This is a genomic window from Mycobacterium sp. NGS48, assembly GCF_059812585.1.
In genome coordinates this window covers 45,039-59,632 of sequence record NZ_JCALCY010000009.1, presented here as the reverse complement: position 1 = coordinate 59,632, position 14,594 = coordinate 45,039, and the positions used below count along the sequence as shown (strand labels likewise).

The following is a 14,594-nucleotide window of genomic DNA, read 5'->3' as shown; positions in this document are numbered from 1 at the left end:
GGGTCTAGGGGGCGACTGCTTTGGCGGCTTGAGCGGCAGCGGTCAACGCGGTCAGGTGGTCGTCGACCGATGCCAACCCGGCGCCCATCGTATTGATGGACACATGTGAGGCGCCGGCCTCGACCCAACTGCGCAGTGCGGCAACGAACTCGTCGGGGTTGCCCTGCCAGGAGACCCGGCCCTCCATAGCGATCTGGGCGGGATCGCGGCCGGCCCCGACCGCCGCTTCTTGTACCGCCTGCAAAGCCCGGTCAAGTTTCGGTCCGGGCCCGACCATCGGAAACCAACCGTCGGCGATGCGTCCGGCACGCCGGCAGGCGCGCTGCGAGGATGCGCCGAACCACACGGGGATCGGCCGTTGTATCGGCAGCGGGGCCAACCCGGCTCCGGTGACCCGGTGAAAGGTGCCGCGATAGGTAACGGTCTCCTCGGTCCAAAGTCTGCGCATCAACTGCACTTGCTCCTCGGACCGCTTGCCGCGGTTGGAGAAGTCTTGGCCGAGCGCCTCGTATTCCACTGCGTTCCAACCCAGGCCGACGCCGAGCCGCAACCGGCCACCGCTGAGTAGGTCGACCTCCGCGGCCTGTTTGGCCACCAGGACGGTCTGCCGCTGAGGCAAGATCACGATGCCGGTCACCAGCTCGAGCGAGGTGGTGACCGCCGCGAGGTAGCCGAAGGTCACCAACGGCTCGTGGAAGGTGCTGTGGAGGTCATACGGCCCGTTCCAACCCTGATGGATCTGCGGGTCGGCGCCCACCACGTGGTCGTAGGCGAGCAGATGGGCAAATCCGAGCCCTTCGACATGCTCGGCGTAGGCCCGCACCGCACCGGCGTCGGCACCGATCTCGGTCTGGGGGAATACCACTCCAATCCGCATGGCGGCTCCTATTCCTCGAGCTTTTTCTTGGCGCGCTGCGCGGTAAACGACACGGTCACCTCGTCGGCGACTTTCATCGAACCCAGCAGCAGTGAGTACGGCTTGACGCCGAATTCGGATTGTCGAACCGTGGTATCACTCGACATTCGCCATGACTCGCCGAGATCCGCTGTGCAAAGGTCGATTACCTGCTCGCGCGTCTTTCCGTGGATTTGCAGCCTTCCGCGCAATCGGTAGCCGGCGTCGCTCTTCTCGATTGCGTCGGCGGTGAAGCCGATGTCGGCAAATCGCTGGGCGTGCAATGACTTCAAGGCATTCGACCGCACCAGCGTCTTCTCCGGCGCGGACAGCGGTGTGACGCCTCCTTCGCCTCGCAACACCTCGAGTGACTGCACGTCGACCACGATTTCCGCCGCCGTGGGTTCGCCGTCGGTCCACCTCACGGCGGCCTGCCAGTGCCGCATCGCGATGGTGAGACGGTGACCCATTTTCGCAGCCCGGCCGGTGACCCCGGTGTGGACCAGCAGTTCGCCGTCGGCGGCGGTCAGGGTCCAGGTTTCGGCGGTCACACCTCACCGTATCGGCCGGGTGCGCTCAGGTGGTGAGCACCATGCGGTAACGCGGCCGGCCCTGCTCCATGGCGGCGTAAGCGTCAGCGGCCTCGGCAAGGGGGCGTTCCTCGATCCATGCCCGCACGCCGGACAGCACCGCAAAAGCCATGGTTTCCTCCACGTCACGCGCGGTGCCGGAGGGGTGCCCGGTGATGCTGACGCCCGGGAGGATCAGCTGGGCCGGACTGATCGGCAATGGATCGGCGGTGACGCCGATGGTGATCAGCTCGCCGCGGGGGAGCAGCCCGCCCACTGTGTCGGCCATGGCCTTTGAGTTCCCTGCTGTGGCAAGGACTACCGATACCCCGCCCAGCTCCTGCAGCGCATCGCTGACGTCGTTACTGGTGGAATCGATGTAGTGGTGGGCACCCAGTTGGCGAGCATCTTCTGCCTTGTCGGTGCCACGGGCGATCGCGATGGTCTCGAAGCCCATCGCTTGACAGAACTGAACTCCCAGATGTCCGAGGCCGCCGACACCGAGAACGGCGACCCGGTCGCCGGGACGTGCTTTTGTGTGCCGAAGCGCGTTGTAGGTGGTGACGCCGGCACATCCCATCGGGGCGGCTTCGGCGAAGGAAAGCTCGGCCGGTATTCGGGCCAGCGCGTTGGCGGGTACCGTCACCATCTCCGCATAGCCACCGGGGTACTGCCAGCTGGGCACTTTGATGTTCTCGCAATGGATGAAGATGCCTTGCCGGCATGGGATGCAGTGGTTGCAGTTTCCGCCGAACCAGCCGACTGCGACGCGATCACCCACGGCGAACTCGGTGACTGCCTCACCGAGTTCGCTGATGGTTCCGGCTATTTCATGGCCCGGCGTCAGCGGCCACGATATGTCCGGAAAGCCGCCATTGACGAACGCACGATCCGTGCCGCATACGCCACACGCGGACACCGCAATTCGTACCTCGTCACGGCCCGGCGGGATAGTCTCGGCGTCGACTACTTCCAGGGCGCCGCCGACGGTATTCACATGGACTGCGCGATGAGTCGCCATGCGTTGTTTATATCAGAGTCAATGCGCGACAGGGCATTTGGCCGCAGCATCGCTGTGATAGTCGACTTGCCAGTGCTTGATGCCGTTGAGCCAACCCGACCGCAGCCGCTCGGGTATGCCCGCGGATTCCAGATCGGGCATTTGGTCGGCGATGGCATTGAACATCAGGTCGATCGTCATCCGGGCCAAATTAGCGCCGATGCAGTAATGGGCGCCGGTGCCACCGAATCCGACGTGCGGGTTGGGATTACGCAAAATGTTGAAGGTGAATGGGTCGTCGAACACGTCCTCGTCGAAGTTGGCGGAGCGATAGAACATCACCACCCGCTGATCCTTCTTGATCTGCACACCGGACAGTTCGTAGTCCTCCAGCGCGGTGCGCTGGAACGACGTGACGGGAGTGGCCCACCGGACGATCTCGTCGGCAGCGGACGCCGGACGTTCACGCTTGAACAGGTCCCACTGATCCGGATGGTCAGCAAAGGCCATCATGCCCTGGGTGATGGAGTTCCTGGTGGTCTCGTTACCGGCGACCGCCAGCAGAATGACGAAAAACCCGAACTCGTCCTCGGAGAGTTTGTGGCCGTCGACATCGGCTTGGATCAGCGTGGTGACGAGATCCTGCCCGGGGTTCTTGGCCTTTTCGGCGGCCATCTGCATGCCGTACATGATCAGCTCCACCGACGCGGTGATGGCATCGTTGGAGGCGAACTCCGGATCCTGGTCGCCCACCATCTGATTCGACCAGTGGAACAGCTTTTTGCGGTCTTCCTGCGGCACGCCCATCAGCCCGGCGATGGCCTGCAGTGGCAGCTCACAGGAAACCTGTTCGACGAAGTCGCCGGAACCCTGTGCGGCCGCCGCCTCGACGATGCGCTGGGCACGCTCGTTGAGGTCGTCGCGCAGGCGTTCCACGGCGCGGGGCGTGAAGGCCCGCGAGATGATCTTTCGCAGCCGGGTGTGCTGGGGCGCGTCCATGTTGAGCAGGACGAACTTGCCACGTTCGACCTGCTCACCGACCGTGCCGTCTTTATACCGCGGCAACGCGGTCTTCTTCAGGCTGGAGAAGACGTCGCTGCGCAGCGAGATCTCTTTGACATCCTTGTGCTTGGTGACCACCCAGAAGCCACCGTCGTCGAAGCCGCCCTTGCCCAGCGGCTGCTCGTTCCACCAAATCGGTGCGACACGGCGCATTTCGGCCAACTCATCGACCGGCAACCGCTCGGCGTAAATGTCTGGATCGGTGAAATCGAACCCGGGTGGCAGATTCGGAGCGTGCGTGTGAAGAGAAGGCACCATGCACCCCTTGAATACGACCTGATACGACCTGATACGAGCGCGTCTGGCCCAGTAAAGCATCGGAACCGCGGAGATGGAACGTCTTCTCGCCGGATTGCGGGTCCCGAATTGCAACGTGTTCTCGCTATCGGCGGCGGGAATCGAGCTTGTGACCCGGCGTTGTGTCGTTATGCTTTGGACCAAACCGGGACCCGAGGTGGATCATGAATCGTCAACTGTTCCTCGCTGCTGTCATCAGTGGTACCGCGATCAGCATGGCTCCGACCGCCGCTGCCGACCCGCCGCACTACGACGGTGACGTGCCGGGAATGAGCTACGACGCGTCGATGGGCGCACCGTGCGACAACTACGAGCGCTTCATCTTCGGCCGGACTTCCGGCGGCCAGGTCGAGGCATGCCACTTCATCACCCATCAGTTCCCGACCGCCCAGACCGGCTACTGGGTGATTTCATACCCATTGAACGGAGTTCAGGAGGTCGGCGCACCGTGCGCTAATCCCCGCGGATCGGCGGCCCAGTCGCCCGATGGGTATCCAATGATGTGCACCGAGCACGGCTGGCAGATCGGGCAGCTGACCAACGGCGGCTTCCCGCTTCAAAGCGGAGGATTCCCCTCAGACACAAGTATCACCACCGATAACCCGAACCCATAACGCCGATCCAGATCACATGGAGGTTCTGATGGCATTCAACCCGAAAGACGCGCTGACCGCCGCAAGGGACATCACCACCAACGCCGTCGAGCGGGCTTCCGACATCGTCGACAACGCCGGCGACATCCTCCGCGGCGACATCGCCGGCGGCACCGGCGACATCGTCCACAATTCGCTGGACATCGCGACTTACGCCGTCGGCCGGACCAAAGAGGTTTTCACCGGTCCGCCCGCTGACGGCGAATAACGCGCCCGCCGGCGATCAGGCGCCGGCTGCGGCGTTGAGCTCGTCGAGACGGTTCGTCGACTCCAGGTACTCCTGCACCCAGCGCTCGATGACCGTCGCCGTTTTCTCCACCTTGGTGAACTGTCCGACCACCTGACCGACGGGGTTGAACGCGACGTCGACCGATTCGTTGGGGTACCGGTTCGTGGCCCGTACAGCCATACCGGACACCATGTACTGCAACGGCATACCGAGCGGCTTCGGGTTGTCCGGCGCCTCCCATGCCTCGGTCCAGTCGTTGCGCAGCATGCGGGCCGGCTTGCCGGTGAACGAGCGACTGCGGACGGTGTCGCGACTGCCGGCCTTGACGTAGGCCTCCTGCTGAACCGGGGTGTTCGAGGACTCCTCGACCATCAGCCATTGCGATCCGGTCCATGCGCCTTGCGCGCCGAGCGCCAGTGCCGCCGCGATCTGCTCGCCGCTGCCGATGCCGCCCGCGGCCAGCACCGGGACCGGGGCGACCTCCTTGACGACCTGGGGCCACAGCACGATCGAGCCCACCTCGCCGCAGTGTCCGCCGGCCTCGCCGCCCTGGGCGATGATGATGTCGACGCCCGCGTCGGCGTGCTTGCGAGCCTGCGAGGGGGAGCCGCACAGCGCGGCCACCTTGAGTCCGGCGTCGTGAATGTGCTTGATCATGTCGGCCGGCGGGGTGCCGAGCGCGTTGGCGATCATCTTCACTTTCGGGTGCTTGAGCGCCACCTCGACCTGGGGCGTGGCAGTTGCCTCGGTCCAACCGAGGAGCTGCAGGCTGTCGCCGTCACTGTCCTCGACCGGCACGCCGTGATCGGCGAGGATCTTCTTTCCGAAGTCAAGGTGCTCCTGCGGCACCATTTTGCGCAGGGTATCGGCCAGCTCCTCCGCCGACTGGTGCGAATCCATGCCTTCGTACTTGTTCGGGATCACGATGTCGACCCCGTAGGGGTGGTCGCCGATGTTCTCGTCGATCCACTTGAGTTCGATCTCGAGCTGCTCCGGAGTGAAGCCGACCGCGCCGAGCACTCCGAAACCGCCGGCTTTGCTCACGGCGACGACGACATCGCGGCAGTGCGTGAAGGCGAAGATCGGGAACTCGATGCCGAGCTCGTCGCAGATGGGGGTGTGCATGCCTGCTCCTCAGGGGACGGTAGGCGAACTGGAACGTGTTCTAGTTTAGTACGGATTACGCCGGCAGCCACTACGCGGTACGGTTTCGCCCGGCGAGACCCCATCGTTTAGGGAGGCAACATGGCAATCCGCGTCGCTCACATCGGCACCGGAAACGTTGGCCGGCTCGCGCTGCGCCAGCTCGTCACCGACCCGCGGTTCGAGCTGACCGCCGTGTGGGTCTCGTCGGATGCCAAGATCGGCAAGGACGCCGGGGAGTTGGCCGGGCTTGACGTCGCCACCGGCATCACCGCCATCAACGACCTGGACGCGTTGCTGGCCACCGAGCCGCAGTGCGCGGTGTACTGCGCGATGGGCGACGACCGACCCGCCGAGGCGATCGGAGATTGCCAGCGCCTCCTGGCGGCCGGCGTCAACGTGGTCGGCTCCGCGCCGGGGATACTGCAGTTCCCGTGGCAGCTGATACCCGACAAATACATTGCGCGAATGGAAGATACTGCCCGACAGGCTAATTCGACCTTGTTCATCACCGGAGTCGACCCCGGTTTCGCCACCGACCTGATCCCGTTCGCGTTCGCCGGCACCTGTCAGCAAATCGAGCAGGTGCGCTGCATGGAAATCGCCGACTACGCCACCTACGACGGCGCGATCGTCATGTTCGACGTGATGGGTTTCGGCAAGCCGTTCGACGAACTGCCGATCCTGTTGCAACCGGGCGTGCTGAGCATCGCCTGGGGAACGGCCATCCGGCAGTTGGCGGCCGGGCTGGGCATCGAGGTCGACGACATCACCGAAACCTACGAGCGCGAGCCGGCGCCGGAGGCCTTCGACATCGCGGTCGGCCATGTACCCAAGGGCAGCGTCGCGGCGATGCGCTTCGAGATCAGCGGGATGGTCAACGGCCGGCCCGCGATCGTCATCGAGCACGTCACCCGATTGCGCGACGACCTGCGCCCCGACTGGCCGAGGCCGGCACAGCCCGGCGGTTCGTATCGCGTCGAGATCACCGGCGAGCCGTCCTATGCGGTGGACATCTGCCCGTCCAGCCGCCGGGGCGACCACAACCACGCCGCGATTGTCGCGGCCGCAGGCCGGATCGTGAATGCCATCCCGGCGGTAGTGGCCGCCGATCCGGGCATCCGCACCACGTTGGACCTGCCGCTGATCACCGGAAAAGGCGCCTATGCCGCTGAGGTAGCCTGAGCCGTCATGGGACGCGTAGACGGAAAAGTTGCACTGATCAGCGGGGGCGCCCGCGGCATGGGCGCTGCCCACGCCCGGATGCTCGTCGACGAGGGCGCCAAAGTGGTGATCGGCGACATCCTCGACGACGAGGGCAAGGCGCTCGCCGATGAGATCGGCGAGGCTGCGCGTTACGTGCACCTCGACGTCACCGAGCTCGAACAATGGGAAGCCGCCGCTGCCACCGCGGTGCAGGACTTCGGCACGCTGAACGTCCTTGTCAACAACGCCGGCATCGTCGCGCTGGGCCAGATTCACAAATTCGACATGGCCAAGTGGCAGAAGGTCATCGACGTCAACCTCACCGGCACGTTTCTGGGCATGCGGGTGGCTGTCGAGCCGATGATCGCCGCGGGCGGCGGCTCGATCATCAACGTCTCGTCGATCGAAGGGCTACGCGGCGCCCAGATGGTCCATCCCTATGTCGCCTCCAAGTGGGCGGTGCGCGGCCTGTCCAAATCCGCGGCATTGGAGTTGGCGCCGCACAACATTCGGGTCAACTCGATTCATCCGGGCTTCATCCGCACCCCGATGACCAAGCACTTTCCCGACAACATGCTCACCATCCCGCTCGGCCGCCCCGCCGCGTCGAGTGAGGTGTCGACGTTTGTGCTGTTTCTGGCCAGCGACGAGTCGTCGTACTCCACCGGCAGCGAATACGTCATGGACGGTGGCCTGATCCTCGACGTTCCGCACAAGCTCTGACCGGAATCGATCAGGTTCAGCGCGTCGCGGCGATATACCGGGAGCGCATGATGCTGTCGATCTGGGTGTCGACATGCGGCGGGGTATGCCCGTAGCCCGCTTGTAACTCCGGGTTGGTGCGAACAGCTTCGACCGTCCACCCGTGCTCGGCGAGCCACTGCGCCGGATCGGTCTTGTCCTCGTCGTCATAGGTCAGGGTTGAAAAGTCCACATCGCCCGACCTGTTGAGCCCGGGATAGTTCGCTTCCAAGTCAGCGAGCCGGCTTTGGTCCAGACGCGACCCGAGCGCACCGATCGCGATCCGGCTGCCCGACGCCGAGAGTCGATCGATACGGGTGAACAGCGCGTCTTGCGCCTGGCCGGTCAGGTACGGCAGAACTCCTTCGACCGACCAGGCCGTGCGTTGTCGCGGATCGAAACCGGCCTCACGCAACGGTATCGACCAGTCTTCGCGCAGATCCGCCGCAACCGCTGTGCGGCGGGCGGTGGGTTCGGCCGCATGCTCGGCGAGCACACCGGCCTTGAACTCGAGGACTCTGCGCTGGTCCAGCTCGAACACGGTTGTGCCGTCGGGCCATTCGAGACGATAAGCCCGGGAGTCGAGACCGGCCGCGACGATCACCGCTTGTCGGATGCCGTCACCGGTTGCGCTCAGGAAGAATTCGTCGAAGTACCGGGTCTGTACGCCGTACAGTCGCGGAAACGCCGTCGCGCCCACCGAGGTTCCCGGGTCGGCCAGCAATACCGTCAGATAGGGATCGCATGACGCGGTAATGAAATGCTTCGCGTAGTCGTCGCGCACCAACGGTTGCCGGCCCGCGGCGTGCACAGCGCGCCACCCGGCCACCAGCAGGGCGGTGTAGCCCACACTGCTGACGATGTCCCACTCGTCGTCATCGGAGCGGGTCATTGCGCGGCAGCCACCTGCACATGGGTGAGGTCGAGCAGATCGACGAGCCGACTGACGGTGGGTTGGTTCGTCGACAGGATCACGTTGCGGTTCTGCTGTTGGGCTCGCGTTTCCAGCAGGCACAACTGCTGATGGCTGATGAACTCCAACTCATCGGCGCCGATGCGCATGGTGTGACCGGGCACCAGTGGCCAGACGCGGTGCAGCGTGGTGTCGAACAGGTCGTTGGTTTCGGCGTCGATTTCGCCGGCCAGCGTGAAGTCCGTGCCCGTATCAGGGTCGGCATAGAGCCGGAACATCACGGACCCTGCGTTGACGAATGGGTGCAGGCACATCAACTCGTCTGCCGCTGAACCCAGTTCACGGGCGTTGTAGGCGCACATCGCCGAAAACGGCAGCACCGCCATCTGCTGGTCGACGAGGTACTCCAGACGGGCCAGCCCGTCGCGCTGTGCATGCGTGCGCGCAACCGACGTGACATCGGATACCGCCCGGAAGCCGCTGTAGCCGTTGGCGATTGCCTGGCGGGCAGCGCTGAGATATTTAGCCACTGCTGCATCGCCGTCGATGACGTCGGTGCCGGGGCAGAAGGTGTAGTAGTCGTCCGCCGAAATCGCCTCGATGCGGCCGGAATCGAGATGTTCGGCGATACCCGGGATTGCGGCCAACTCGGACAGCAGCGCGTCGCGCGTTCCCTCACCCGCGTAGGCGATGTATTGGTTGTGCCGCAGCCCGTCGGCGATGTACTCGGCGGCGCGATGGAGAAATTCGGTGTGTTCGGTATAGCTCCACGCCAAGTGTCCGAACGGCGTCAATCCAGCGGCGGAATGCAGCGCAGCATGCCCGCGCATTACGCCGACCCTTTCATGCGAAGGTAGGCCTGGATCGTGGTCGCGTCGGAGGTGGTGTGGGTGCGCACGAGATCGGCGACCGCGTTGACCACATAGAGGCCGCGTCCCCGGCTGGTGTCGCGGTCATACGGGCGGCGACCGGCGAGCGGGTCGTCGAGATATGTACTGTCGCGGGCTTCGCAGACCAGATGACCGTCGTTCTGCCAGAGGGCAAGCCGGCAAGCGCCGGCTTGCATCAGGCTCGAGGTGGCCAACTCATTGATGATCAATTGCAGGTCTGCGATTCGCTCGGGAGATAGCCCGAACCACTGGCCGTAGCTGGCTGCGAAAGCGCGCGCTCCGCTGAGGTCAGCGAGCCGGCGGGCGGTGTATCTGACCGCGGCGTCATGGCTCGACAGCGGTTGGTTGTAATGTGCCCACGCCGCGTCGGGCGCGAATGTGCTGCTGGCTTCGGCGGGCGATCCGGCCTGCCAGAGCACCGGGTGGGTGGCGCGGGCGTCAGCCACAACGCGGTGCTCCAGGCGCGCGACGTCGTATGGACACACCAACGTGACATCACGGCCGGTGAACGCGTGGTTGATCAACGCCTCGTGTTGTACACATGCCGGATACTCCAGCTCAGATCGGCTGGGCCAGACGGGTTCACCGATCATTCGAACCGGCTGATCCGGATGCCTTTCCAGGAAGCCACTCAATACTTCGCCCAGGATCCGGCCGGGATTGCGTCCCGCTTCGGTCATGTCGACCATCGTCACCTGGGCAGCAGCTGGCCCCAACCCATCCCGCAGCAGCTTCATATTGGGCTCGGGAACCGCAGCCAACACGGGTTGTTCGGCGTTGAGCCCATCCGAGACGAACGGCAGCAAGCAGTCGCGGTACTCCCCGGCGGTGCGATAAAACAGCGCTGGGTGCGCGAAGGCATGGTGATCGATCGGTGCGTTGGTTACGTCAAGTCACGCTACGCTTCGCCGCCGCCGCGGAAAACAGGCATCACAATTCCAGCAGTACGGTCACCGGGCCATCGTTGACCAGTTCGACCTGCATGTGCGCTCCGAAGCTCCCGGTCTGCACCGAGGCGCCCAATCGCCGCAACTGTTCCGCGAATGCCGTCATCAGCGGTTCGGCGACAGTGCCCGGCGCGGCGGCGTTCCAGGACGGCCGTCGGCCCTTGGCGGTGTCGGCGTACAACGTGAACTGGCTGACCACCAGGATCGGTGCGTCGACGTCAGCGGCGGAACGTTCCTCGTCGAGTATGCGGAGTTGCCAAATCTTTTCGGCAAGTCGCTGCGCCTTGCCGACATCGTCGTCGTGGGTGACACCGACGAAGGCGAGCAGTCCCTGACCCCCGGGCCGGATCGCGCCCACGACCTGGCGGTCCACCGTCACCGATGCCGATGAGACCCGTTGCACGAGAACCCGCATGAGGCCGATGCTGCCATGCGCCACGCTTTAAACTTAAGTTGTGTCAGTGCTCGTCGCGTTCTCCGTTACCCCAATGGGTGTCGGTGAGGGAGTCGGTGAGTTGGTCGCCGAAGCGGTGCGGGTAGTCCGCGACTCCGGGTTGTCGAACAAGACCGATGCGATGTTCACCGTCGTCGAAGGCGACTCCTGGGACGAGGTGATGGCGGTGGTGCAGCGCGCCGTCGAGGCGGTAGCCGCCCGCGCTACTCGGGTCAGTGTGGTGATCAAAGCGGATTGGCGGTCGGGCGTCAGCGACGCGATGACGCACAAGACCGAATCGGTGGAGCGGTACCTCTCGCCGGAGGCTTAGGTCTGCACCGCCGTGCGGAACGCCTGCTCGGCCTCGTCGCCATGGACCGCGAACACCACCCGACGCAGTGAGCTTGGCTGGTGCTCCCGAACCGCGTCGACCATCAGCCGGGCCGCCTCGGCGAGGGGAAACCCGCCAACTCCGGTGCCGAAAGCCACCAGCGCCAACGAGTTGCAGCCGAGCTCGTCAGCCTTGCGTAACGTCGAGCGGGTGGCGTTGGTGATGATCGCCGCCGATGTCGGCCCGCCGAGTTCCATCGTGGCCGCGTGGATTACGAAGCGTGCCGGCATGTCGCCGGCGGTCGTCTCGACGGCTTCGCCCAGCCCGATCGGCGCCTTGTCGTTCGACTCGCGCTGCACCTGCGGTCCGCCGGCGCGGGAGATGGCTGCGGCCACCCCGCCGCCGTGACGCAGTTGGGTATTGGCCGCATTGGTGATTGCGTCGACCTCGAGCTTGGTCACATCGGCTTGAAGTACCTCAACGTTCACACCTTAAGGTCATACCAGTGAGCGCACGTGCGGGCATTGTCGTCACCGGAACTGAGGTCTTGACCGGGCGGGTACAGGACCGCAACGGCCCCTGGATCGCCGATCGGCTGCTCGAATTGGGCGTCGAACTGGCGCACATCACGATCTGCGGGGACCGGCAGCACGACATCGAGGCCCAGTTGCGGTTCCTGGCCGATCAAGGTGTGGACCTGATCGTGACCAGCGGAGGTTTGGGGCCGACCGCCGACGACATGACCGTGGCGACGGTGGCCCGGTTCTGCGGGCGTGAGCTGGTGTTGGACGCCGAGCTGGAGGGCAAGATCGCCGCGATCCTGAAATCGCTGATGAAACGCGTCGGCAGCGGGGACTTCGGGGCGGTGCGCGCGGCCAATCGCAAGCAGGCGATGATCCCGGCCGGGGCGGTGGTGATGGACCCGGTGGGCACCGCGCCGGGCGTCGTCGTGCCCGGGGCGCCGACAGTCGTGGTGCTGCCCGGGCCGCCGCGCGAGCTGCAGCCGATGTGGCGGACCGCGGTGAATTTGCCCGCCGTGCAGGAGGCCATCGCGGGGCGGACTGTCTATCGCCAGGACACCGTGCGGATGTTCGGGTTACCGGAATCCGGACTGGCCGAGACGCTGCGCGACGCCGAGGAGCGCGTTCCCGGATTGGGCTCGCTGGAGATCACCACCTGCCTGCGGCGCGGGGAGGTCGAAATGGTCACCCGTTACGAGCCCGACGCCGCCGACGTGTACCGGCAGCTGCTCGAGTTGCTGCGCGAAAAGCATGGGCAGCAGATCTTTTCCGAAGATGGCTCGCGGGTGGACGATCAGGTCGCACAGCTACTGGCAGACCGGCGGATCGCGACGGCGGAGTCGTGTACCGCCGGGCTGCTTGCTGCACGGCTGACGGATCTGGCCGGTTCGTCGGCCTATGTCGCCGGTGGGGTAGTGGCCTACTCCAACGACGCCAAGACGGAGCTGCTGGGCGTGGATTCGGCGCTGATCGACGCGCACGGGGCGGTGTCCGAGCCGGTGGCCGAAGCGATGGCCGCAGGTGCGCTGCGCCGTTTCGGAGCCGACACCGCGGTCGCGATCACCGGGATCGCCGGGCCGGGCGGCGGAACGGGCGACAAGCCGGTCGGCACGGTCTGCTTTAAGGTCGCGCTGGCCGACGGCCGGTCGCTGACCCGCACGGTCCAGCTGCCCGGCAACCGCGCCGACATTCGAGAGCGCTCGACGACGGTGGCGATGCATCTGCTGCGGCGGGTGCTCAGCGACTGACCCTGTCGGGGGGTCCATCTAGTATCGAATGTATGTTCGAATTCGATCCATCGGCTCAGATCAGCGGCTGTTTTGCGGATGCGGATGACGCCGCTGTAGTCGATGCGATCACGGCGGCGGCGCAGGCGCAGAACGCGATGTGTGGGCGGGAGTTGGCCGCGATCGGGGAGTTGTATGCGCGGCGGGCACCTGAGGACGATGTCGACCGGGAAAACTGGGCCATCGACGGGCATGAAAACGTGGTGGCCGAAGTGGCCGCGGCGTTGGGAATCAGTCGTGGCCGTGCCCGGGGACGGCTGCGGTATGCGATTGAGTTGCGTGAGCGATTGCCGCTGGTGGCTGAGACTTTCGCCTCGGGCGTTATCGATTTTCGGGTGATGGCGGCAGTGGTGTGCCGCACCGAGTTGGTCAAGGATCCGGCGTTGATCGCGAAGATCGATGCCGCGATCGCCCGGCATGGGCACAAGTGGAAGCGGCTATCAGAGCCCAAGCTTTTCGAGCGTATCGACATGTGGGTGGTCCGGTTTGATCCAGCCGCGCAGCGGGTGCCTGGGGAGCGCAACCAGGATCGTTGTGTCGAGATCGGACCGGTCGAAACCGGATTGGCCGGAATCTGGGGACAGGTCCAGGCTCACGACGGCGCCGCATTGGATCTCAAGCTGGATGCACTGGCCGCCACGGCGTGCCGGAATGATCCGCGCACCAAGGCGCAGCGGCGTGCCGACGCGCTGGGTGCTCTGGCCGCTGGACTAGACGTAATGCGTTGCGAATGTGGATCAATGGATTGTGCTGCGGCAGCCCGGAACCCGGGCACAGATGTGGTCATTCATGTGTTCGCCGATCAGCCTTCTGTAGAAGGCGACTCGCAGTCGCCGGGCTTTCTGCCGGGGTTTGGGCCTGTTCCCGCACCTGTATTGCGCAACCTCGCGGCTACCGCCAAACTGAAGCCCTTCGTCAAGCCATCGGCAGATCCGCAGGCCGGGTATCGCCCGTCGGCGGCGTTGGCAGAGTTCGTACGGCTGCGGGATTTGACTTGCCGGTTCCCCGGCTGCGATCTCCCAGCTGAATGTTGCGATATCGACCATACGGTCCCGTTTCCGCTTGGCCCCACGCATCCCTCGAATCTCAAGCTGCTCTGTCGATACCACCACCTTTTGAAGACCTTCTACACCGGCTGGGCCGATCGGCAACTCAGCGACGGCACGGTGGTCTGGACGGCGCCCACCGGCCACACGTACACCACCACGCCCGGAGGTGCAGTGTTCTTCCCGATATTGGCCGATCCCACAGGCGAATTGGTGTTGCCGGCGGAGGCAAGGCCAGACGAGAACCGGGGGCTGATGATGCCTACTCGAAAACGGACCCGCGCCGCCGAACGCGCCTCCCGTATCGCGGCTGAGCGACGCATCAACGAAGAACGCCTTGCCGAAGAACGCCGAAAACGCGCCGCCTGGATAGCCGCCAATTACGAGCCACCGCCCTTTTAATACGCGGTTTCGCTGATGTTTTGCCCTACC

Annotated in this window: 17 protein-coding genes; 7 read left to right on the top strand and 10 right to left on the bottom strand. The window is 65.0% G+C overall.

The features are described 5' to 3' along the window. Positions 1-4: 4 nt before the first annotated feature. Genes AC5Y42_RS16715 through AC5Y42_RS16700 form a run of 4 tightly spaced genes read right to left on the bottom strand, consistent with a single transcriptional unit; the run spans position 5 to position 3,781 of the window. Complete coding sequence (locus AC5Y42_RS16715) at positions 5-877, bottom strand: LLM class F420-dependent oxidoreductase (protein WP_499899706.1); 873 nt, start codon at positions 875-877, stop codon at positions 5-7. Positions 878-885: 8 nt separating this feature from the next. Further along, positions 886-1,446: a YceI family protein gene (locus AC5Y42_RS16710; RefSeq protein ID WP_499899705.1), complete on the bottom strand. Its 561-nt coding sequence runs from the start codon at positions 1,444-1,446 to the stop codon at positions 886-888. Positions 1,447-1,471: 25 nt separating this feature from the next. Further along, on the bottom strand, positions 1,472-2,485 hold the full coding sequence (locus AC5Y42_RS16705) for an alcohol dehydrogenase catalytic domain-containing protein (protein ID WP_499899704.1): 1,014 nt from the start codon (positions 2,483-2,485) through the stop codon (positions 1,472-1,474). 18 nt (positions 2,486-2,503) lie between these two features. Next, on the bottom strand, positions 2,504-3,781 hold the full coding sequence (locus AC5Y42_RS16700; RefSeq protein ID WP_499899703.1) for a cytochrome P450: 1,278 nt from the start codon (positions 3,779-3,781) through the stop codon (positions 2,504-2,506). Positions 3,782-3,987: 206 nt separating this feature from the next. On the opposite strand from AC5Y42_RS16700, the gene AC5Y42_RS16695 reads away from it, so the two are divergent. Next, on the top strand, positions 3,988-4,437 hold the full coding sequence (locus AC5Y42_RS16695) for a hypothetical protein (RefSeq protein ID WP_499899702.1): 450 nt from the start codon (positions 3,988-3,990) through the stop codon (positions 4,435-4,437). A gap of 28 nt (positions 4,438-4,465) precedes the next feature. After that, positions 4,466-4,684 (top strand): Rv1893 family protein, encoded by a 219-nt coding sequence (locus tag AC5Y42_RS16690; RefSeq protein WP_499899701.1) that lies wholly within the window; start codon positions 4,466-4,468, stop codon positions 4,682-4,684. Between the two features lie 15 nt (positions 4,685-4,699). Here AC5Y42_RS16690 and AC5Y42_RS16685 read toward each other — a convergent pair whose 3' ends face one another. Continuing rightward, the gene (locus AC5Y42_RS16685; protein WP_499899700.1) at positions 4,700-5,830 is read right to left on the bottom strand and encodes a nitronate monooxygenase; all 1,131 of its coding nucleotides are present in this window, start codon (positions 5,828-5,830) and stop codon (positions 4,700-4,702) included. Between the two features lie 120 nt (positions 5,831-5,950). Here AC5Y42_RS16685 and AC5Y42_RS16680 point away from each other — a divergent pair, with 120 nt between their 5' ends. Both AC5Y42_RS16680 and AC5Y42_RS16675 read left to right on the top strand, forming a co-directional pair. After that, a complete protein-coding gene (locus AC5Y42_RS16680) occupies positions 5,951-7,033 on the top strand; it encodes an NAD(P)H-dependent amine dehydrogenase family protein (protein WP_499899699.1) in 1,083 nt (360 codons plus the stop codon). Positions 7,034-7,039: 6 nt separating this feature from the next. Next, positions 7,040-7,777 (top strand): glucose 1-dehydrogenase, encoded by a 738-nt coding sequence (locus AC5Y42_RS16675; protein WP_499883967.1) that lies wholly within the window; start codon positions 7,040-7,042, stop codon positions 7,775-7,777. Between the two features lie 16 nt (positions 7,778-7,793). Here the strand turns inward: AC5Y42_RS16675 and AC5Y42_RS16670 are convergent, their stop codons facing one another. From AC5Y42_RS16670 to dtd, 4 genes are read right to left on the bottom strand one after another with little or no spacing between them, the layout of a single operon-like run. Then, positions 7,794-8,687 carry a class I SAM-dependent methyltransferase gene (locus tag AC5Y42_RS16670; protein ID WP_499899698.1) on the bottom strand — a complete coding sequence of 298 codons (894 nt, stop codon included), beginning with the start codon at positions 8,685-8,687 and terminating at the stop codon, positions 7,794-7,796. After that, positions 8,684-9,538: an MEDS domain-containing protein gene (locus AC5Y42_RS16665; RefSeq protein ID WP_499899697.1), complete on the bottom strand. Its 855-nt coding sequence runs from the start codon at positions 9,536-9,538 to the stop codon at positions 8,684-8,686. The genes AC5Y42_RS16670 and AC5Y42_RS16665 overlap by 4 nt, the downstream gene beginning before the upstream one ends. Then, a complete protein-coding gene (locus tag AC5Y42_RS16660; RefSeq protein WP_499899781.1) occupies positions 9,538-10,470 on the bottom strand; it encodes an anti-sigma factor RsbA family regulatory protein in 933 nt (310 codons plus the stop codon). The genes AC5Y42_RS16665 and AC5Y42_RS16660 overlap by 1 nt, the downstream gene beginning before the upstream one ends. Positions 10,471-10,528: 58 nt before the next feature. Then, entirely contained in the window at positions 10,529-10,960 is a 432-nt protein-coding gene (dtd, locus tag AC5Y42_RS16655; RefSeq protein ID WP_499899696.1) for a D-aminoacyl-tRNA deacylase, read from the bottom strand. A 40-nt stretch (positions 10,961-11,000) separates the two neighbouring features. On the opposite strand from dtd, the gene AC5Y42_RS16650 reads away from it, so the two are divergent. Further along, positions 11,001-11,309, top strand: coding sequence for an MTH1187 family thiamine-binding protein (locus AC5Y42_RS16650; protein WP_499899695.1), 309 nt, complete (start codon positions 11,001-11,003; stop codon positions 11,307-11,309). Here the strand turns inward: AC5Y42_RS16650 and AC5Y42_RS16645 are convergent. Continuing rightward, the gene (locus AC5Y42_RS16645) at positions 11,306-11,797 is read right to left on the bottom strand and encodes a macro domain-containing protein (RefSeq protein ID WP_499899694.1); all 492 of its coding nucleotides are present in this window, start codon (positions 11,795-11,797) and stop codon (positions 11,306-11,308) included. The two genes, AC5Y42_RS16650 and AC5Y42_RS16645, sit on opposite strands and share 4 nt — an antisense overlap. Positions 11,798-11,814: 17 nt before the next feature. Here AC5Y42_RS16645 and AC5Y42_RS16640 point away from each other — a divergent pair, with 17 nt between their 5' ends. Further along, entirely contained in the window at positions 11,815-13,077 is a 1,263-nt protein-coding gene (locus tag AC5Y42_RS16640) for a competence/damage-inducible protein A (RefSeq protein WP_499899693.1), read from the top strand. 32 nt (positions 13,078-13,109) lie between these two features. Continuing rightward, a complete protein-coding gene (locus AC5Y42_RS16635; protein ID WP_499899692.1) occupies positions 13,110-14,564 on the top strand; it encodes an HNH endonuclease signature motif containing protein in 1,455 nt (484 codons plus the stop codon). Positions 14,565-14,594: the final 30 nt, after the last annotated feature.